Origin of the sequence: Albimonas donghaensis (genome assembly GCF_900106695.1) — a bacterium.
GTDB classification, from domain to species: Bacteria; Pseudomonadota; Alphaproteobacteria; order Rhodobacterales; family Rhodobacteraceae; genus Albimonas; species Albimonas donghaensis.
The window spans coordinates 32,912-53,165 of sequence record NZ_FNMZ01000011.1 but is presented as its reverse complement, the minus strand read 5'-3'; the positions used below and the strand labels follow the sequence as shown (position 1 = coordinate 53,165).

The 20,254-nt window shown below is 71.8% G+C and carries 14 protein-coding genes; 10 read left to right on the top strand and 4 right to left on the bottom strand.

Translation table 11 applies throughout. From position 1 onward, the window contains the following. The first annotated feature begins 255 nt into the window (after nt 1–255). The 4 genes from hemB (at nt 256) to BLV24_RS19355 (ending at nt 4,193) form a co-directional block, all read left to right on the top strand. Nucleotides 256–1,263 (top strand): porphobilinogen synthase, encoded by a 1,008-nt coding sequence (hemB, locus tag BLV24_RS19370; RefSeq protein WP_092684934.1) that lies wholly within the window; start codon nt 256–258, stop codon nt 1,261–1,263. Nucleotides 1,264–1,546: 283 nt separating this feature from the next. Next, nucleotides 1,547–2,686, top strand: coding sequence for a PQQ-dependent sugar dehydrogenase (locus BLV24_RS19365; protein WP_092684932.1), 1,140 nt, complete (start codon nt 1,547–1,549; stop codon nt 2,684–2,686). Between the two features lie 191 nt (nt 2,687–2,877). Then, the gene (locus tag BLV24_RS19360) at nt 2,878–3,519 is read left to right on the top strand and encodes a lipid-binding SYLF domain-containing protein (protein ID WP_092684930.1); all 642 of its coding nucleotides are present in this window, start codon (nt 2,878–2,880) and stop codon (nt 3,517–3,519) included. Between the two features lie 116 nt (nt 3,520–3,635). Next, nucleotides 3,636–4,193 (top strand): P-loop NTPase family protein, encoded by a 558-nt coding sequence (locus BLV24_RS19355; RefSeq protein WP_092684928.1) that lies wholly within the window; start codon nt 3,636–3,638, stop codon nt 4,191–4,193. A gap of 193 nt (nt 4,194–4,386) precedes the next feature. On the opposite strand, the gene BLV24_RS19350 is transcribed toward BLV24_RS19355, so the two are convergent. Beyond that, a complete protein-coding gene (locus BLV24_RS19350; RefSeq protein WP_092684926.1) occupies nt 4,387–5,250 on the bottom strand; it encodes an NAD(P)-dependent oxidoreductase in 864 nt (287 codons plus the stop codon). A gap of 216 nt (nt 5,251–5,466) precedes the next feature. Between BLV24_RS19350 and BLV24_RS19345 the strand changes: the two genes are divergently transcribed. Next, the gene (locus BLV24_RS19345) at nt 5,467–8,076 is read left to right on the top strand and encodes a penicillin acylase family protein (protein WP_092684924.1); all 2,610 of its coding nucleotides are present in this window, start codon (nt 5,467–5,469) and stop codon (nt 8,074–8,076) included. 291 nt (nt 8,077–8,367) lie between these two features. On the opposite strand, the gene BLV24_RS19340 is transcribed toward BLV24_RS19345, so the two are convergent. Beyond that, nucleotides 8,368–9,285, bottom strand: a complete 918-nt coding sequence (locus BLV24_RS19340; protein WP_143040372.1) for a DMT family transporter — start codon at nt 9,283–9,285, stop codon at nt 8,368–8,370. Nucleotides 9,286–9,581: 296 nt separating this feature from the next. Between BLV24_RS19340 and purL the strand changes: the two genes are divergently transcribed. The 3 genes from purL (at nt 9,582) to grxD (ending at nt 12,552) form a co-directional block, all read left to right on the top strand. Further along, nucleotides 9,582–11,774: a phosphoribosylformylglycinamidine synthase subunit PurL gene (gene purL / locus BLV24_RS19335; protein WP_092684920.1), complete on the top strand. Its 2,193-nt coding sequence runs from the start codon at nt 9,582–9,584 to the stop codon at nt 11,772–11,774. 113 nt (nt 11,775–11,887) lie between these two features. After that, the gene (locus BLV24_RS19330; protein WP_092684918.1) at nt 11,888–12,121 is read left to right on the top strand and encodes a BolA family protein; all 234 of its coding nucleotides are present in this window, start codon (nt 11,888–11,890) and stop codon (nt 12,119–12,121) included. Nucleotides 12,122–12,168: 47 nt separating this feature from the next. After that, entirely contained in the window at nt 12,169–12,552 is a 384-nt protein-coding gene (grxD, locus tag BLV24_RS19325; protein WP_092684916.1) for a Grx4 family monothiol glutaredoxin, read from the top strand. Nucleotides 12,553–12,641: 89 nt separating this feature from the next. On the opposite strand, the gene BLV24_RS19320 is transcribed toward grxD, so the two are convergent. Together BLV24_RS19320 and secA are read right to left on the bottom strand one after the other, a co-directional pair. Further along, complete coding sequence (locus BLV24_RS19320; protein WP_092684914.1) at nt 12,642–13,883, bottom strand: multidrug effflux MFS transporter; 1,242 nt, start codon at nt 13,881–13,883, stop codon at nt 12,642–12,644. A gap of 268 nt (nt 13,884–14,151) precedes the next feature. Beyond that, nucleotides 14,152–17,043 (bottom strand): preprotein translocase subunit SecA, encoded by a 2,892-nt coding sequence (gene secA / locus BLV24_RS19315; RefSeq protein WP_092684912.1) that lies wholly within the window; start codon nt 17,041–17,043, stop codon nt 14,152–14,154. Nucleotides 17,044–17,488: 445 nt separating this feature from the next. Here secA and BLV24_RS19310 point away from each other — a divergent pair, with 445 nt between their 5' ends. Both BLV24_RS19310 and argJ read left to right on the top strand, forming a co-directional pair. After that, nucleotides 17,489–18,442: a peptidylprolyl isomerase gene (locus BLV24_RS19310; RefSeq protein ID WP_143040371.1), complete on the top strand. Its 954-nt coding sequence runs from the start codon at nt 17,489–17,491 to the stop codon at nt 18,440–18,442. A 218-nt stretch (nt 18,443–18,660) separates the two neighbouring features. Continuing rightward, entirely contained in the window at nt 18,661–20,088 is a 1,428-nt protein-coding gene (gene argJ / locus BLV24_RS19305; RefSeq protein ID WP_092684908.1) for a bifunctional glutamate N-acetyltransferase/amino-acid acetyltransferase ArgJ, read from the top strand. The last annotated feature ends 166 nt before the right edge of the window (nt 20,089–20,254 follow it).

Genomic DNA, 20,254 nt, shown 5'->3' with positions numbered 1-20,254 from the left:
CGACGCTCGGCGCGGTTCGCCGTTTATGTCTGCGATTCGACGGCTTCGCCAGTGCCGCGGGGCCGCGGGGGGAGACGGGGTAAGACGGGGGGAGGCGGGGCGGGGAGACGGGGGGAGCGACGCGGGGCGCGGGCGGAACGGGCCGCCGCGCGCGCCGGCTCCGCGGACGGGCGGCGCGGTCAGGGCCGCCGGCCGCATGGAATTCCGCGTCCGGACGTGGCATTCCGGCTCCAGACCCGTATCGGAGGACGACCCATGAGCCCCGCCCGCCTCGCGCCCTTTCCCTTCTCCCGCCCGCGCCGCCTGCGCCGCGCCGGCTGGATCCGCGACCTGGTGCGCGAAACGCGGCTGCGGCCCGAGGACCTGATCTGGCCGATCTTCGTCATGGACGGCGTGGACGCGGAGGAGCCGATCCCCTCCATGCCCGGCGTCTCGCGGCTGACCGTGGATCGCTGCGTGGAGGCCGCGCGCCGGGCCGCCGATCTCGGCATCCCGTGCATCGCGCTGTTCCCCTATACCGACGCCTCGGTGAAGACCCCGGGGGCCGAAGAGGCCTGGAACCCCGACAACCTGGTCAACACCGCCACCCGCGCCATCAAGCGCGCGGTCCCCGGCATCGGCGTGCTGCTGGACGTGGCGCTGGACCCCTACAACTCCGACGGCCATGACGGGATCGTGCGCGACGGGGTCGTGGTCAATGACGAAAGCCTGATGGCGCTGGAGAAGCAGGCGCTCGCCCAGGTCGAGGCCGGCTGCGACATCCTCGGCCCCTCGGACATGATGGACGGCCGCATCGGCATCATCCGCCGCGCGCTGGAGGAGCACGACTACCAGGACGCGCTGATCATGTCCTACGCGGCCAAATACGCCTCCGCCTTCTACGGGCCGTTCCGCGATGCGGTCGGGGCGTCGGGCGCGCTGAAGGGGGACAAGAAGACCTACCAGATGGACTTCGGCAACACCGACGAGGCCCTGCGCGAGGTGGCGCTGGATCTCGAGGAAGGCGCCGACATGGTCATGGTCAAGCCGGGCATGCCCTATCTCGACGTCTGCCGCCGGGTGAAGACCGAGTTCCAGGTGCCCACCTTCGCCTACCAGGTGTCGGGCGAATACGCGATGCTGGCCGGCGCCATCGGCAATGACTGGCTGGACGGAGACAAGGTGATCCTGGAAAGCCTCGGCGCCTTCCGGCGGGCGGGCTGCGACGGCATCCTCACCTATTTCGCCCCGCAGGCGGCGGAGCTGATGGAAGCCGCCATCTGACGGCGCTTCAGGCGGGGGGGGCGGCCGCCCCCCCGCCGAGCGTCCCGCCGACCTCTCCGCCCGCGCGCGACAAATCGCGACCCATGAATTTGAACGACGGCAGGGTCCCTGGGTCAACTTTCCCGCGGAATCTCACAAATATCTGCAATCTCGTGCATTTCCAGCGCGCGGCCGAACCTCCCGCCTGCTGACAGAACAAGCGGTTTCAGCGAGAGATTTCTTGCCTTCGCGCGCTTTCGGCCGAGGTTTGGAAGGACCGCAACCACAAGGAGGGAGGTCAGACATGGTTCGACGTCCTGCCGCGGAAGCGTTCGCGGCCATCATCGCGGCGGCTCTGCTCGCCAAGCCGGCCGAAGCCGAGGTGTTCAACAGCTCCGCCGGCCTCGTGCAGGTCGCGATCGTCGGCCCCGCTTTCGAACATCCCTGGGCGCTCGCTTTCCTGCCCGACTTCCCTCAGACCGGCGCCATGCTGGTCACCGAACGCCCCGGCCGCCTGGCGCTGATCCAGCGCGGCGAGCGGTTCGACATCGAGGGCCTGCCTCCCATCGCCGCCGGCGGACAGGGCGGGCTGCTGGACATGGCGCTTTCGCCCGACTTTTCGCGCACCGGGCTGATCTACCTGACCCATTCCGCCCCGACGGCGGACGGGGCGGCGAACACCGTCGTCACCCGCGCCGTGCTGGACCGGGAGAAACTGGTCCTGCACGACCTGCGCACCGTGCTGCGCATGACCTCGAACGAGACCGGCGGCCGGCATTTCGGCTCGCGGCTCGCCTTCGCGCCGGACGGCACGCTGTTCGTGACCATGGGCGAGCGGGGGAACCGGGCCTCGGCCCAGGATCCCGACAGCCATAACGGCAAGGTCCACCGGATCACGCCCGACGGCGGCATTCCGGCGGACAATCCCTTCGCCAATGGCGGCGGGCTGGCCTCGATCTGGTCCATGGGCCATCGCAACCCGCAGGGCGCCGCCGTGCATCCGCGCACCGGAGAGCTGTGGACGGTGGAGCATGGCGCGCGCGGCGGGGACGAGGTCAATCGCCCCAGGGCCGGGGACAATCACGGCTGGCCGGAAGTGTCCTACGGCACGCATTATTCCGGCGCGAAGATCGGTCAGGGCGAGACCGCGCCGGGCTTCGTCGAGCCGGTGCATTACTGGGACCCGTCGATCGCGCCCTCCGGGGCGGCCTTCTATGACGGCACCCTGTTCCCCGCCTGGCGCGGAGACCTCTTCGTCGGCGCGCTGAAGGATCAGCTGCTGATGCGGCTGGAGATCGAGGACGGCGAGGTCGTGGGGCAGGAGCCGCTGTTCGAAGGCGCCTTCGGCCGGGTGCGCGACGTGCGCATCGGTCCCGACGGCGCGCTGTGGTTCCTGACCGACGAGGCCGAGGGACGGCTTCACCGGGTCTCCCCCATGCTCTGACCGCCCGTCGCAGGCGGAGGCCGGGCCCGGGCCCGCGCCCGGTCGCGGCGTCGCGGGACAATCCCGGCCGGGCGTAGTATGCTTCGCGCGACGGCCGGTCCGGGCGCAGGCGCCCGGGATCGGGCCGCGCGATTACACGCGCAGGGGAAGTCGGCGAAGCTCGGCCCCCGGCAGGATCAGGAGCAGCAGCCGTGTCCATTCTTTCCAAGCCCAAATCGTCCGAGCCCGCCCGCCCCGCGTCGAAGCCGGGCCGCGCCGCCCCGCGGGCGACGCGTCGCGGCGCGCTGGCCGCCTTCTGCGCCGCCGCCATCATGGCCGTCGGCGCCTGCGCCATGCCCGGCCATGTCGCGGCGGCCGAGGACAGCGAGGTCATCGACCTGCGCGTCACCCATGCCGAGAAGCGCATGATGGCCAACGTCTCCGGCGCGCGGGAGCTGATGTCCCGCGCCAAGGGCGTGCTGATCATCCCCGGAATCACCAAGGCCGGCCTGCTGATCGGCGGGGCCTATGGCGAAGGCTCGCTGAAGATCGGTGAGGCCACGGTGGGCTACTATTCCATGGCCGCCGGCAGCTTCGGCTTCCAGGCCGGGGTGCAGAAATTCGACCAGGCCCTGTTCTTCATGACCACCGGGGCGCTGGAGAAGTTCCGCCGCTCCTCGGGCTGGGAGATGGGGGCCGACGCCGAGGTCGTGACCATCGACGACGGCATGGCCGCCTCGCTGAAGACCACCACCTCGCAGGCGCCGGTGATCTCGGTGGTCTTCGGGCAGGAAGGGCTGATGGCCGGCGTCACCCTGGGCGGCGCCAAATACACCAAGCTGAAAGAGGAATAAGCGCCGCCGGGGCGGGGGGCGGCGCGCGTCCCCCCTGCGCCCAGGCGTTCGCCTCCCCTTTCGGGTCCGGTCGGCCCCCTCCGGGGCCGCGCATGCGGTTTCTCGCCAGTCGGCCCATGTCCGCCTCACCCCGCCTGTATCTGACCGGCGCGTCCTGCGCCGGGGTCTCGACGCTCGGCGCGGGTCTGGCGGCGCGGCTGGGCGTGCCGCATCTGGATGCGGACGCCTTCTTCTGGCGCCCGACCGACCCGCCTTTCGCGGAACAGCGTCCGGTCGCGGACCGCCTGCGCCTGATCCGCGAGGCGCAGGGCGAAGGCGGGTGGGTGCTGTCCGGCGCGCTCGAAACCTGGGGCGAGGCGGTGATCGAGGCCGCCGGCCTGATCGTTTTCGTCACCACCCCCGCCCCCCTGCGGATGGAGCGCCTTGACCGCCGCGAGCGGGCCCGCCACGGCGCCCGCATCCTGCCCGGCGGCGACATGCACGCGACGCATCTGGCGTTCCGCGACTGGGCCTCGCGCTATGACGATCCCGCCTTCGCCGGCCGCAGTCGCGCCCGGCACGAGGCCTGGCTGGCCGCGAGGCCGACGCCGGCGCTGCGGCTCGACGGCGCGCGCCCCCTCGCGGAACTGGTGGACGCGGTTATCGACGCGCTGGGACGCACCGGAACGCGCTGATCCCCCCGGCGGCGGAAGATCCGGGCGGGCGCGAGACGCCGGAGGCCGGACGCCCCCAGATCCACCCCACATCCATCGGACATCCATGCGGGGTCATGTTCCACGCCGCGCCCGCGGCCGATCGGGGGCCGGAACGCGAAGGGCCGCGGGCATCGCGCCCGCGGCCCTTGTCCGGCCGGCGGCCCGCCGAGGGTCAGCTCAGCCGCTTGATCAGGCTCGACGTGTCCCAGCGCCCGCCGCCCATCTGCTGGATCTGCGCGTAGAACTGGTCGACCAGCGCCGCCACCGGCAGGGTCGCGCCGTTGGCCCGCGCCTCCTCCAGGCAGATGCCGAGATCCTTGCGCATCCAGTCCACCGCGAAGCCATGCTCGAACGCGTCGGCCAGCATGGTCTTGTGGCGGTTCTCCATCTGCCACGACCCCGCCGCGCCCTTGGAGATCACCTCCACCACCGCCTCGCCGTCGAGCCCGGCTTTCTGGGCGAAGGCCAGCCCCTCCGACAGGCCCTGGACGAGCCCGGCGATGCAGATCTGGTTGACCATCTTGGTGAGCTGGCCCGAGCCCGACGGCCCCATCAGCTTGCAGGACCGGGCGAAGCAGCCGATCACCGGCTCGGCCTTGGCGTAGGGGGCCGCGTCGCCGCCGCACATGACGGTGAGCACGCCGTTCTCGGCGCCCGCCTGGCCGCCGGAGACCGGGGCGTCGATGAAGTCGGCGCCATGCTCGGCGGCCGCGGCGTGCAGCTCGCGCGCCACGCCGGCCGAGGCGGTGGTGTTGTCCACGAAGATCGCGCCGCGGCCCAGCCCCTCGAACGCGCCGCCGGGGCCGGTGGTGACCGAGCGCAGGTCGTCGTCATTGCCCACGCAGGCGAAGACGAACTCGGCGCCCTCGGCGGCCCCGGCAGGAGAGGCGGCCATGGCGCCGCCATGCGTCTCCACCCATTTCTCGGCCTTGGCATGGGTGCGGTTCCACACCGTCACGTCGTGGCCCTTGGCCTGCAGGTGGCCGGCCATGGGGAAGCCCATCACCCCCAGTCCGATGAACGCGCATTTGGCCATATCGGGATCCTTCCTGTTCGAGACGGCCGGCCGGGCGCCGGCTGATCCGGGTCGGGCGGCGCATGGCGTCGCGCGCGTCCGAACGGGGTGGAAACTGGCCCCCGGTGATGGTCAGGTCAAGCGCACCGGGAATCGACCGCCCCGCGGCCCGACCGGGGCTGCGCGGACCGCCCCGGACACCTGTCCCCAGGCGGGGGACGCGGCGCAGGACGGACCTTGGCTCAGATCTTCAAATGGCTCTCGCGCCTGTTCGGCGCGATGGCGGTGCTCGCGGCGCTGGCCGCGGCGCTGGTTTGGGTGCTGCTCGGCGGATCGCTGCCCGACTATGACCGGGATTTCACGGTGGAGGGGGTCGAGGCGCCCGTCACCCTGCTGCGCGACATCCACGCGGTGCCGCATATCCGGGGGGCGTCCGAGGCGGACGTGTTCTTCGGGCTCGGCTTCGCCCATGCCCAGGACCGGCTGTGGCAGATGGAGACCTCGCGCCGGGCCGCGGAGGGGCGGCTGTCGGAGCTGTTCGGCGACGTGACCCTGCCCGTGGACCGCTTCATGCGGGCGCTGGACCTGCACGGGCTGGCGCGGCGCGCCCTGCCCGCCCAGACGCCGGAGGCCCGCGCGGCGCTGGAGGCCTATGCGACCGGCGTCAACGCCTTCATCCGGGCGGTGTCGCAGGAGGCGCTGGGACGCGGCGCGCCGGAGTTCTATTTCTTCGCCGACCGCATCGCGCCCTGGACGCCGGCCGACAGCCTCGCCATCGCCAAGCTGATGGCGCTGCGGCTGAGCGATCAGGCGGCGGTCGAGGTGCGCCGGGCCGCGATCAGCCTGCGCCTGCCGCCGGAGCGTCTGCGCGACCTGCTGCCCGACTATCCCGAAGCCGCGGTGATCGAGCCGCGCCAGGCCGGGCTGCCCGACGCCGCGCCGCGCGGGGTGGATTTCGCCGGCCTGCTGGGCGCCCCGACCGGCGACGCCCCCGCGGCCGTTCCGACGTCGGGTCCGACGCCGGGCGCCGCCCTCCCCGCGCTCTCCCCCGGCGCGTCAGGCGCGGCGCCGCAGGCGGCGGGGCTCGCCGGCCTCCGCTTTCCGGCGCCCTTGGGGCCGCCGACCGGCCCGCAGGCGATGCCGCCGGCGGGCAAGGGCGGGGCCTCCAACGGCTGGGCGCTCGGCCCCTCGCGCGCCGCCGCCGGGGCGCCGATCCTGGCCAATGACCCGCATCTGTGGCTCTCCGCCCCGTCGCTCTGGTATCTGGCGCGGCTGGAGCTGCCGTCGGGCGGGATCATCGGGGCCACCGTGCCGGGCATGCCGCTGGTGCTGGTCGGGCGCAATTCGGACTTCGCCTGGGGCCTGACCTCCGCCTATGTCGACGACGCCGACATCTATATCGAGAAGCTCGACCCCGAGGACCCCTCCCGCTACCTCACCCCGGACGGCCCCGCCCCCTTCGCCGAGCGGCGCGAGATCATCGGCCTGCCCGACGGGGCCGAGGCCGAGGTCCTGCTGCGCTGGACCCGACACGGGCCGGTGATCCCGCCCGACCAGCTCGGGGTCGGCGACGTGACGCCGGAGGGCCATGTGGCCGCGCTCGCCTGGACCGCGCTGGGAGAGGGCGACACCTCCTTCTCCGCCGGCTTCGCGTTGATGAAATCGCGCTCCATCGACGAAGGCGCCGCGGCCATGGCCGACCATGTGGCCCCGGCGATGAACGTGATGCTCGCGGATCGCGACGACGTGGGCATGATCGTCGCCGGCCGCGCGCCCCTGCGCAATCCGGCCTCGCCCGGGCGCGGCCGCCTGCCCGCGCCCGGCTGGATCGCGGCCAATGACTGGCAGGGCTTCCGCGACCCCGAGACCCTGCCCCGCATCCTGCGCCCCGAGTCCGGCGCCGTGGCCAACGCCAACAACCGCACCGAGGCCCGCGACTATCCCCGGCACCTGTCCTTCCACTGGGGCGATCCCTACCGCATCCGACGGCTGGAAAAGCAGCTCGCCGCGCGCGACTACCATTCGCGCGACTCGGCCGCGGCCCTGCAGAACGACGACGTCTCCGAGATGGCCCGCGCGGTCCTGCCGCTGATCGCCTCCGACCTGTGGTGGACCGGCCCCGTCGCCCCCGAGGACCCCATCGCCGCGCGCCGCCAGCAGGCGTTGGAGATGCTGGGCGACTGGAATGGCGAGATGTCCGAGCACGCCCCCGAGCCCCTGATCTTCGCCGAGTGGATGCGCCGTCTGACGCCCCGGCTGATCGAGGACGAGCTGGGCCCCGACGCCCGCCGCTTCGACGGTCCCCAGCCGGTGTTCGTGGAGCGGGTGTTCCGCAATCTGGACGGCGCCGGGGTGTGGTGCGACATCGACAAGACCTCGGCCCAGGAGACCTGCGCCCAGATCGCCCAGCTGGCGCTCGACGACGCGCTGGGGGCGCTGTCGGAGCGCTACGGCTCCGCCCCGCGCGGCTGGCGCTGGGGCGAGGCGCATGAGGCGCGCCATGACCACGAGGTGCTCGGCCGGTTCGGGCTGCTCGGGCTGATCGCCAACATCCGGCACGAGACCTCCGGCGGCGACTTCACCCTGCGCCGGTCCCAGAGCCAGGGCGGGCGCAACGAGCCTCACGCCGCCCGATTCGGCGCCGGTCTGAGGATGGTCGTGGACTTCGCGGACCCTGACAGCTCCCGGGTTGTGATTTCCACGGGGCAGTCCGGCCATCCCTTCTCGCGCCACTACGACGATCTCAACGAAGTCTGGCGGCGGGGCGACACGATCCGAATGTCTCTGGATTTTCAGGACGCAGAGGCCGGCGCGCTTGGCCTGACGCGTCTTTCGCCCCCAGGATGAAGGCGCCATGACCCCCGGTCGCCGATCCGGCGACGATCCGCATTCGTAAAAATCCATGAACGCGGATTCTTGCCTAATTCCTTAAAACGAGGGATATTCACCCGGTCCGCGGTCCATTGTGGCCGGAACCCCCTCGGCGGCTTCGCTTCACCCCCCCAAGGAACCCGGCGTTGTCGTCACCGGCTGCAAGCGTTTCCCCACACTCAGGGCCGCGGACACCCCCTTCCCCAGGGTCAATTTCACGGCCATGCCGGCCGCCCGGCGGCGTCGGCCCCCTCAGCCGTCTCCGGCTCAGTCGTTTCGGGCGGGCTCCATCCCGCCGAAGACGCCGTTGACCGCGGCCACGCCGAGACAGGCGCAGCCGACCGAGAACCAGCCTGAGATCGCCGGCGCCTCTCCCAGCACGGCGAGGCCGCCCAGCGCGGCCCCCATCGGCACCAGCGAGGCGAAGGCCGAGGTGCGCGCCACGCCCAGCACCCGCATCGCATAGCCATAAGCGACGATCGAGCCGACGCCGGCCAGCACGCCATGGGCGACGAAGTACCAGGCGAATTCGCCGAGGCTCAGATCCTGAAGGTGCAGCCCCTCGACCGCGGCCAGCACTAGCAGGAAGGGCGCGGAATAGAGCGACATGTAGGCCGCCGCCTCCAGCCCGGTGAGGGTGGTGGCGCGATAGGCGATGGTGAAGGCGGTCCAGCCGCAGGCCGCGGCCACCAGATAGGGCGCGCCGATGAAAAAGCCCCCGTCCCCGCGCAGCGCCGCCGGCCCGACCACCAGCGCGATGGAAACGGCGATGAGGCCCAGCCCGGCCAGCCGCACGCCCCGCACCTTCCGCCCGGCGACGAAGTAATCCCACAGCCCCACCAGCAGCGGCAGGGTGGCGGGCACCATCGGGCCGAACAGCGCCGCGGGCACGGTTTCCAGCCCCTTGGAGATCAGCAGGATGAAGGGCGCGCCCCAGCCCGCGGCCATGATCCACATCGCCAGCTGCGGCTGGCCCTTGGGCACGATGCCGCGGCGCAGCCAGACCGGGGACAGCAGAAGCGCCGGGACGATAATCCGCAAAATCGACGTATCGACCGGCGCCAGCGTCGATCCCTGGGCCCGCGTGACCACGATCCAGCCCGCCCAGACCACCACCGAGAACACCACCGCCGCATAGCCCTTCCAGGCCGCGACAGGGGTGGTTTTCAGTTCTGTTCCAGACATTTGGGAGGATACGGCCGCGCCGGGCCCCGCCGCCGCGCCGCCTTGCGCCGCGCCGCCCGCTCCCACGCCCGGCGCGGCGTCCCCGCCCCCGCCGCGTCCGCCATCGGGCGCGGCGCATACGGGCGTGGCCGGCGCGGCCGGGCGGGCTCCGGGCGCGCGGCCCGGCAGGTTGACGGTCATGCGATCTTTCCCTTGCTTCGCGCCTCGGCTAGAACGCCGGGCGTGCCGGGAGCGGCGTGGGACGACGGTCCGCGCGCCTGCGAAAGCCGGTCCGCGCATCTCGTTCGGGGGTCACCATGTCCGCAGAACCCGCCGTCACGCAAGCCCTCGCCGCCGAACATGGGCTTACCGCTGACGAATTCTCCCGCCTGCTGGACCTGATCGGCCGCACGCCCACCTATACCGAGCTCGGCATCGTCTCGGCGATGTGGAACGAGCATTGCTCCTACAAGTCCTCCAAGAAATGGCTGCGCACCCTGCCGACCACGGGTCCGCAGGTGATCTGCGGTCCGGGGGAGAACGCGGGCGTGGTCGATATCGGCGACGGGCTCGCCGTGGTCTTCAAGATGGAGAGCCACAACCACCCCTCCTTCATCGAGCCGTTCCAGGGCGCCGCGACCGGCGTGGGCGGCATCCTGCGCGACGTCTTCACCATGGGCGCCCGTCCGATGGCCGCGATGAACGCGCTGAGCTTCGGGCGGCCCGAGAACGCCAACACCCGCCGCCTGCTGGCCGGCGCGGTGGAGGGGATCGGCGGCTACGGCAACTGCTTCGGCGTGCCCACCGTGGGCGGAGAACTGCGCTTCCACGCGGGCTATGACGGCAACTGCCTGGTCAACGCCTTCGCCGCGGGCATCGCGAAAGCGGATTCCATCTTCTATTCCGCCGCCTCGGGCGTCGGCATGCCGGTGGTCTATCTCGGCGCCAAGACCGGCCGCGACGGGGTCGGCGGCGCCACCATGGCCTCCGCCGAATTCGGCGAGGGCACGGAGGAGAAACGCCCCACCGTGCAGGTCGGCGACCCCTTCACCGAAAAGCGCCTGATGGAAGCGACGCTGGAGCTGATGGGCTCGGGCGCGGTGATCTCCATCCAGGACATGGGGGCCGCGGGGCTCACCTGCTCGGCGGTGGAGATGGGGGACAAGGGGGGGCTCGGCATCGCGCTCGAGCTTGACGCCGTGCCCCAGCGCGAAACCGGCATGATCGCCTACGAGATGATGCTCTCCGAAAGCCAGGAGCGGATGCTCATGGTGCTGAAGCCGGAGAAGGAGGCCGAGGCGCGGGCGATCTTCGACAAGTGGGATCTCGACTTCGCCATCGTCGGCGAGACCATCGCCGAGGACCGCTTCCTGGTGCGCCACAAGGGCGAGGTGAAGGCGGACCTGCCGCTGGCCGCGCTGTCGGGCTCCGCCCCCGAATACGACCGCCCGTGGGAGCCCACGCCCGCCTCCCCGAAGGTCGAGGACATGCCCGCCTGCGAGGACGCCGCCACCGACCTGATGGCGCTGATCGGCAATCCCAACTTCTGCTCCCGCGCCTGGGTGTGGGAGCAATACGACCACACCGTCGGCGCCGACACCGCCGTGGGCCCGGGCTCCGACGCCGCGGTGGTGCGGGTGCATGGCACGCATCGCGCGCTGGCCTTCGCCTCCGACGTCACGCCGCGCTACTGCTTCGCGGACCCGGTGGAGGGCGGCCGCCAGGCGGTGGCCGAGTGCTTCCGCAACCTCTGCGCCACCGGCGCCAAGCCGCTGGCGACCACCGACAACCTGAATTTCGGCAACCCCGAGAAGCCCCGGATCATGGGCCAGCTCGTCGGCTGCCTGCAGGGCATCGGCGAGGCCTGCGAGGCGCTCGACATGCCGATCGTGTCGGGCAATGTCAGCCTCTACAACGAAACCGACGGCGCCGCGATCCCGCCCACCCCCACCATCGCCGCCGTGGGCCTGCTGGAAAGCCTCGACGACCGCATCCCCGTGGGCGGGCGCAAGGGCGACGTGCTGGTGATGCTGGGCGCGACCGTCGGCTGGCTCGACCGCTCCGCCTGGCTGGCGGAGCTGCACGGGCGCGAGGAAGGCCCGCCGCCGCCCGTGGACCTGGCCGCGGAACGGCGCGCGGGCGAGCTGGTCATCAGCCTCAAGAACCGCGGGTTGCTCAACGCCGCGCATGACCTGTCGGATGGCGGCATGGCGGTGGCGGCGGCGGAGATGGCGCTGGCCTCCCGCTGCGGCGCCACGCTGGCCGCGCCGCGCGACGGGCTCAGCCGCGCCGCCTGGTTCTTCGGCGAGGATCAGGGCCGCTACCTGATCGCCTGCCCGCCCTCCGCCGCGCTCGACGTGCTGGAGGCCGCCACCGAAGCCGGCGTGCCCGCCCGCCAGCTCGGCACGCTGGAAGGCGAGCACCTGACGCTGGGCGCCTCCTCGGTCACGCTGGACGCGCTGCGCGAGGCGCATGCCGGCGGGCTCGCCCGGATGATGGGCGAGGCCTGAGGCGAGCGAAAGCCGCCTGCCGGAGCATGGGAACGCCCGCCCATCCCTTGCGGGGGACGGGCGGGCGTTTTACGTGATACCCTGATGCGCGAGACCAAGGAGAGCCGACGCAGATGCCGATGGAATCGACCGAAATCGAACGTCTGATCCTGGACGCCTTCCCCGGCGCCTCGGTGGAGATCACCGACCTCGCGGGCGACGGCGATCATTTCGCGGCGACCGTGGTCGCCGAGGCGTTCCGCGGCATGAACCGCGTGCAGCAGCAGCGCGCCGTCTACGCCGCTCTCAAGGGCCGCATGGGGGGGGAGCTGCACGCGCTGGCGCTCACCACCCGGGCCCCTGACTGACGCTTTCCGCCCCGCGCCCCGTTTCCCCGAGCCCCAGGAGGACGCCCATGTCCCAGGTCGCGAACGAAACCAACCCCGCCCACGCCCAGATCCAGGCCGACATCACCTCGAATGACGTCGTGCTGTTCATGAAGGGCACCAAGTCCATGCCCCAGTGCGGGTTCTCCTCCCGCGTCGCCGGCGTGCTCAACTACATGGGCGTCGAGTTCAAGGACGTGAACGTCCTCGCCGACGAAGCCGTGCGCCAGGGGATCAAGGATTTCTCCGACTGGCCGACGATCCCGCAGCTCTATGTGAAGGGCGAATTCGTGGGCGGTTGCGATATCATCACCGAGATGACCCTTTCGGGCGAGCTCGACCAGCTGTTCGAGACCTCGGGCGTCGCCTATGACAAGGAAGCCGCCGACAAGATCCGCGAAGCCAACGGCTGAGCCGGATCCGCGGACGCGATACGGGCCGGTCCCTGGCGGGGCCGGCCCGTATCGCGTTTCGGAGGGCGCGCGGGGGTATGCGTTCGGGATCAGGCGGCGGCGCGGGTCTCGGCGTCGTCGTCGCCGACCGCCCGTTCCCGCCGGCGCACCCATAGCGCGGCGGCGAGCGAGACCAGCGCGCAGGCCAGCATCAGCCCGATCAGCGCCTCGGCCCGCGGGTGCAGCGTCATCAGCGCGCCCGACGCCGTGCTCAGCACCGCCCCCATGCCCACGTTGAGCGCCCCCGACAGCCCCGCGGCGGACCCCGCCAGCCGCGGATGCGCCGACACCGCCCCCGCGCTGGCCGAGGGCGAGCTGAGCCCGTTGCCGATCCCCAGGCACAGCGTCGCGCCGAACACCGTCACCAGGCTCGGCGGCGTGGCGATGACCAGCGCCAGCCCCAGCGTCAGCCCCGTGCAGGCCACCGTCCGCCCGATCACCATCATCACCCCCAGCGGGACGCGCTTCGCGAAGCGCCCGGACAGGAAGCTGCCGAAGGCGAAGCCGCCGGTGATGGTGCCCAGACAGAACCCCAGCTGCGCCGGGCTCAGCGCCAGCACCGAGCCCGCCACCAAAGGCGCCCCCGCGAGGAACGCGTAGAAGCCGCCCACCGAAAAGCTCAGGCACAGCGCGCAGCCCCAGAAGTCGCGGTTGCGCAGCAGCTCGCCATAATCGCGGAACTGCTGGGAGAAGGTGGAGGCGCGGCCGGGGAATGTCTCGTGCAGCGACACGAAGCACCAGGCGAACAGGCCCGCGCCGAAGGCGGTGTAGGCCGCGAAGCTGGCCCGCCAGCCGAAGAACTCGTCCAGCAGCCCGCCCACCATCGGCCCGACCATGGGGCCGATGGCCATGGCCATGAGCACATAGCCGATCCTGCTCGCCGCCTCGCGCGCGGGGTGGGTGTCGCGGATCATGGCCGGCGACAGGGCGGCGCCGGCGATCATCGTGCCCTGGGCCAGGCGGAAGGCGAGGAAGGTCGGGAAATCCGGGGCCAGCAGGCAGCCGACCGAGGCGCAGGCGTAGATGGCGAGGCAGGCCAGCAGCACCGGCCGCCGCCCCAGCCGATCCGAAAGCGGCCCGATGATGAGCTGAAGCGCCGCGGTGACGCCGAGATAGCCGCCGATGGCGAGGCTCGCGAGCCCGTTCCCAACCCCGAACGCCGCGGCCATGGAGCCGAGCGAGGGCAGGAACATGTTCAGCGTCAGCGCCGAGGCGGCGGTCAGCAGCACCAGCGTGGCCAGCGCCGGACGGGGCGGCGCGGTCGGCTCGGCGCCGGTGGAGAGGTCAGACATGGCAGGGGGTCCGTTGAACAGGGCGACGCCCCGAAAGATGGTCCGGACCCTAGCCCCGGCCACCCGCCGCGACAATGGCGTCGCGCGGCGCCTCCCGATCAGCCGCGCCGCGGACGTGGGCCGGTCCTCCCCCGCTTCGCGGGTGAAAATCCGCCTCCCGCCCGCATCGGCGGAGGGGGGCGAAACGCAACCGGCCCGCGCCGGGAAGGCGCGGGCCGGGAAATTCATGCAGCTCGAAGCGCCCGGACCCGCCGGGCGCGGCGCGCGATCAGGTCAGTTTGCCGTGGCAGTTCTTGTAGCGCTGGCCCGAACCGCAGGGGCACGGCTCGTTGCGCCCGACCTGGCCCCAGGTCGACGGGTCCGCGGGGTCGAGCCCCGGACGCGCCGGCGCCCCGGCCGGCGCCGCCGCCCCCACACCCGCACCCGCCATCGCCGGCTGGGCGGCGGCGGGCTGCACCGGACGCGCCTGGGCGGCGGCGGAAGCGGCGGCCTGCTCCATCATCCGGCGCTCGGCCTCGCGGCGGGCCTCCTGCTCCTCGGGCGAGACCACCTGCACATAGGACAGCTGGCGGGTCACGTCGCGGCGCAGGCGGCCCAGCAGGGCCTGGAACAGCTCGAAGGCCTCGGACTTGTATTCGTTGAGCGGATCGCGCTGCGCGTAGCCGCGGAACCCGATGACCGAGCGCAGATGCTCCAGCGTCACCAGATGCTCGCGCCAATGGTGGTCGATGGTCTGAAGCAGCACCGATTTCTCGATCTGGCGCAGCACGTCGGGGCCGAAGGCGGCGGCCTTCTGGGCCATCTGCTCATCGGCCATCTTGTGCAGACGCTCGCGGATCTGCTCGTCATCCACGCCTTCCTCGGCGGCCCAGGCGATGACCGGGGCCTCCTTGCCGAAGTTCTCCAGCACCTTGGCGTAGAGCCCCTCGGCGTCCCACTGGTCGGCATAGGCCTTGGGCGGGATATGCTCCTGCACCAGGTCGTCGACCAGCTCGTGGCGCATGTCGCGCACGGTTTCGGCGACGTCCCTGGCCTCCATGATCTCCCGGCGCTGGCCGAAGATGGCCTTGCGCTGGTCGTTCATCACGTCGTCGAACTTCAGCAGGTTCTTGCGGATGTCGAAGTTGCGCGCCTCGACCTTGCCCTGCGCCTTCTCGATCGCCTTGTTGACCCAGGGGTGGACGATGGCCTCGCCCTCCTGCAGGCCGAGGGTCTTGAGCATCTTGTCCATGCGCTCGGACCCGAAGATGCGCATCAGGTCGTCGTCGAGCGCGAGGTAGAAGGACGAGCGGCCCGGATCGCCCTGACGGCCCGAACGGCCGCGAAGCTGGTTGTCGATGCGCCGGCTCTCATGCCGCTCGGTGCTGATGACCCAGAGCCCGCCGGCCTCCCGCGCCACGGCCTTGTCGGCCTCGGCCAGCGGCGTCAGCTCGGCGACGATGGCCTGGAAGCCCGCCTCGTCGGTCACGCCGCGTTCGGTCGCCAGTTCGCGCGCCATCATGTCGACATTGCCGCCGAGCTGGATGTCGGTGCCGCGGCCGGCCATGTTGGTGGCGATGGTCACCGCGCCGGGCTTGCCGGCCTTGGCGACGATATAGGCCTCCTGCTCATGGTGGCGGGCGTTGAGCACGGCGTGGGGGATGCCCTTGCCGGCCTTGGCCAGGTCCTCCAGATGAGCGGCGGTGGCCTCCAGATACTCCTTCCGCTCCTGCTCCTTCTTCTTGCAGGCGGCGGCGAAGGTCCGAAGCACCTCGGCGGTCTTCGACAGCGAGGCCGGCGTGCCCAGCATGGCGGAGAGCTGCTCGGATTTTTCGATGGACGTGGTGCCGACCAGCGCCGGCTGCCCGCGGCGATGGGCGTCGGCGATCGCCTCGATCAGCGCCAGCCCCTTCTCGGCCCCGGAGCGGAACACCTGGTCGTCCTCGTCCACGCGGGCCACGGGGACGTTGGTGGGGATCTCCACCACTTCGAGCCCGTAGATGGATTCGAACTCGTCGGCCTCGGTCATCGCGGTGCCGGTCATGCCCGACAGCTTGTCATAGAGCCGGAACAGGTTCTGGAAGGTGATCGAGGCCAGCGTCACGTTCTCGGGCTGGATCGCCACGCCTTCCTTGGCCTCCAGCGCCTGGTGGAGCCCGTCGCCGAAGCGGCGGCCCTCCATCATGCGCCCGGTGAACTCGTCGATGATGATCACCTTGCCGCCGCGGGTGATGTAATGCGTGTCGCGGCTGAACAGCTTGTGCGCCCGCACCGCCTGGTTGACGTGGTGAACGACGGAGACGTTCTCGGCGTCGTAGAGCCCGCCCTCCCCGTCCAGCAGGCCGGCGGCGCGCAGGCGCTGCTCGATGAACTCGTTGCCCTCTTCGGTCAGCGAGGCGGAGCGCTGCTTTTCGTCGACCTCATAGTGCTCCTCCGACAGTTCGGGGATCAGGGCGTCGACGGCGCGATAGGTGTCGGCGGAATCCTCGGCGGGACCGGAGATGATCAGCGGGGTCCGGGCCTCGTCGATCAGGATCGAGTCGACCTCGTCCACGATGGCGAAGGCATGGCCGCGCTGGGTCATGTCCTCCAGCCGGAACTTCATGTTGTCGCGCAGGTAGTCGAAGCCCAGCTCGTTGTTGGTCGCGTAGGTGATGTCGCAGGCATAGGCCTCGCGCCGGGCGGCGTCGTCCATGCCGGGCGTGATGACGCCGGTGGTCAGCCCGAGAAAGCCGTAGACCTGGCTCATCCACTCCGCGTCGCGGCGGGCGAGGTAGTCGTTGACGGTGACGACATGCACGCCCTTGCCCGCGATGGCGTTGAGATAGGCGGGCAGCGTGGCCACGAGGGTCTTGCCCTCGCCCGTCTTCATCTCGGAGATCCGCCCCTGGTGGAGCACCATGCCGCCGACCAGCTGCACGTCGAAGGGCCGCATGCCGAGCGCGCGCCTGGCGCCCTCCCGCGCCACGGCGAAGGCTTCGGGGAGCATGTCGTCCAGGCTTTCGCCCTTCGCGTGCCTGTCCCGGAATTCGGCGGTCTTGCCGCGCAGCGCCTCGTCGGAGAGGGCCGAGACCTCATCCTCCCGCGCGTTGATGGCGCCGACCTGGCGCATCAGCGACTTGACCTTGCGGTCGTTGGCGGTCCCGAAGACCTTCTTGGCGACGGCGCCCAATCCAAGCATGTCTGCCGGCATCCCTGCTGTGGCGGCCAGCCCGGCGCGTTTCCGCCCCGCCGGCCGCGTGAAATCCGCGTCTCCCGCCTCGCGCCGCCTTCATGGCGTGGTGCGCGCGCCGCGCGGCCCGCCGGGACAGCCCCGAAGAGACAGCCCCGAAGGATCAACGCCGCGACGCCGCCCGACGCTGGCCGGACGGCGGCGATCAACTCCGCGCGACCCGGAGGCCGCGGAACGCGGCGCTGCCCGGGGGGCGCTTGCCCGACCCGCGCGCACGCGCTAGATGGAGGCCGGATCGCGCCGAGACGGCCCGTTCAGGGGCCGCGAGACAGTTAGGCAGCGCCCGCCCGCGTGTCAACGCGCCCGCCTGTCCCGCCCTTCGGGGCGCCCGATCCTCCGCCGGGCCGCGGGTCCGCGAAAAAGCCCGCCCCGGATCACCAAACAGGAGAGCTTCATGCCCCTTCCCGTCCTGCGCCGCGCCGCGGCTCCGGCCGCCATCGCCGCCGCCCTCGCGCTCGCGCCCTTCGCCCTGTCCGCCCAGACCTCGGGCCAGACTTCGGGCCAGACGACGGCGCCCGCCGAGGCCCCCGCGGACGCCGCCGCGACCGCGGAACCCGCGCCGGAGCCCTCGATCTCCGACGTGCTGGCCACGGTGAACGGCCACGAGATCACGCTCGGCCAGATCATCCTGATGCGGGCCAACCTGCCCCAGCAGTACCAGCAGATCCCGGACGCGCAGCTGCTGCCGGCGCTGGTCGACCAGGCGGTGACCCAGTACCTGCTGTCGCTGGAAGCCGCCGAGGAAGGCTATGGCGACAGCCCGCTGGCCAAGCTGCGGGCCGAGCTGGACAAGCAGTCCTACCTCGCCGAGGCGAAGATGCGCGACATGGTCGCCGAGGCCACCACGGACGAGAAGCTGCAGGCCGCCTATGAGGCGCAAATCGCCTCCATCGAGCCCGCGCAGGAGATCCGCGCCTCCCATATCCTGGTCCCCGAGAAGGAGACCGCCGAGCAGATCAAGGCCGACATCGCCGCCGGCGCCGACTTCGCCGAGAAGGCCAAGGAATTCGGCACCGACGGCACCAAGGACCGGGGCGGCGATCTGGGCTGGTTCGAGAAGGGCCAGATGGTCCCCGAATTCGCCGACGCCGCCTTCGCGGCCGAGGAGAACGTGGTGACCGGCCCGGTCGAGACCCAGTTCGGCTGGCACCTGATCCTGGTCACCGGCCATCGCGACCAGCCGGTCCCGACCTTCGAGGAGAGCCGCGAAGAGCTGGCTCAGGGTCTCGCCGCCGAGGCCGCCCAGGCCGCCGTGGCCGAGATCCGCGACGGCGCCGAGGTCGTGCTGTCCGAGGACGCCCCGGCCCCCGGCGCGATCCGCCGCGACGACCTTCTGACCGGTAACTGATCTCCGATCCTCTCCGACCGCCGGGGCCGGGCGAGCGCGATGGACGCTCGCCCGGCCCTTTTGGTTTGCGAACCGCGTCGCCGCGCCCTGCGTCGTTGGCTTCAAGGGGGGCGCATCGCAACTCCCCGCGTGACCTGCGTGCGCGCACGCGCTATCCCGTTGCCCAGAACGCCGGCGCCCGAGTCCGGCGCATCCAGGATCGAGCTCCGGGGGACCCCATGGCCAGCGACGGCAAGAAGAAGAAATCCGGGGGCGGCAAGAAGAAGCGCGCCGAGCTCGCCGCCCGGCTGGACGCCCTGCAGGCCGAGGTCGCGACCCTCGACGCCGCCCTGCGCGAGCTGGCCCCCGAACCCGCCGCCTCGGCTCCCGTCGCGCCGCCCGCTCCCACCGCGAAACCCGCCAAGGCGGCGCCGCAGGTGTCTCCGCTGGCCCCCGCCGCCTTTCCCGCCCTGCCCCCGGTCGCCGGCGTGCGCTTCGCCGCCGGCGAGGCCGGGGTGCGCTACAAGGGCCGCAAGGACGTGATGCTGGCGATGCTGGCGGCGGGCTCGGTGGTCACGGGGGTGTTCACCCGCTCCTCCACCCGCGCCGCGCCGGTGCGGTGGTGCGAGACCCTGCGCGACGCGCCCGGGGTCAAGGGCGCCCAGGCGATCCTGGTCAATTCCGGCAACGCCAACGCCTTCACCGGCCGCAGCGGCGCCGAGGCGGTGGAGGCGCTGGCCGCCGCCGTCTCCGCGGCCACGGGCGCTCCGAAATCCGGGGTGTGGATGGCCTCCACCGGCGTGATCGGCGAGGCCTTGCCCCATGAGCGCATCGCCGCCAGGCTGGACGAGCTGAACGGCGCGCTCTCCGAGGACGCGGGCGAATCCGCGGCGCGCGCGATCATGACCACCGACACCTTCCCCAAAGGCGCCTCCGAGGTGCTGGCCCTGGACGGCGCCAAGGTGACCATCGCCGGCTTCGCCAAGGGCTCGGGCATGATCGCGCCGGACATGGCGACGATGCTGGGCTTCGTGTTCACCGACGCCGCCATCGACCGCGACCTGCTGCGCCGGATGCTGGCCGAGGCCTCGGACCGCAGCTTCAACGCGATCACCGTGGACAGCGACACCTCGACCTCCGACACCGTGCTGGTGGCGGCGACCGGCAAGGCGGCGATGGACCCGATCGCGTCCAGGCGCGACCCGCGGGCGGCGGCCTTCGCCGAGGCGCTGGAGCGGGTGCTGCGCGACCTCGCCCAGCAGATCGTGCGCGACGGCGAGGGGGCGACCAAGCTGGTGGCGGTGACCGTGACCGGCGCCAAGTCGGCGCGGGCGGCGAAGAAGGTCGGGCTGGCCATCGCCAACTCGCCGCTGGTCAAGACCGCCATCGCCGGCGAGGACCCCAACTGGGGGCGCATCGTGATGGCGGTGGGCAAGTCGGGCGAGGTCGCCGACCGCGACCTGCTCTCGATCCGCTTCGGCGACATCACGGTGGCGGAGGCGGGCTGGGTCTCGCCCGGCTATCAGGAGGCCGACGGCGCCGCCTACATGAAGCGCGACGAGCTGGAGATCGGGGTGGATCTCGGGGTCGGCACGGGCTCGGCGACGGTTTGGACCTGCGACCTGACCAAGCGCTATATCGAGATCAACGCCGACTACCGTTCCTGACACGCCGGCGCCGGTTGCGCGCCTTCCTTTCGATGCGAAGGGAGGGCGCGTCGGCGCCGCCGCCCCGCGCAGGGCATGACCACCGGAGCCGGCCCCATTGCGGACCGGGTTGCCGCGCGACTGGGCGCGGCGCGGGCGCATTCCCTCTCCCGACAGCGCCGCCGGG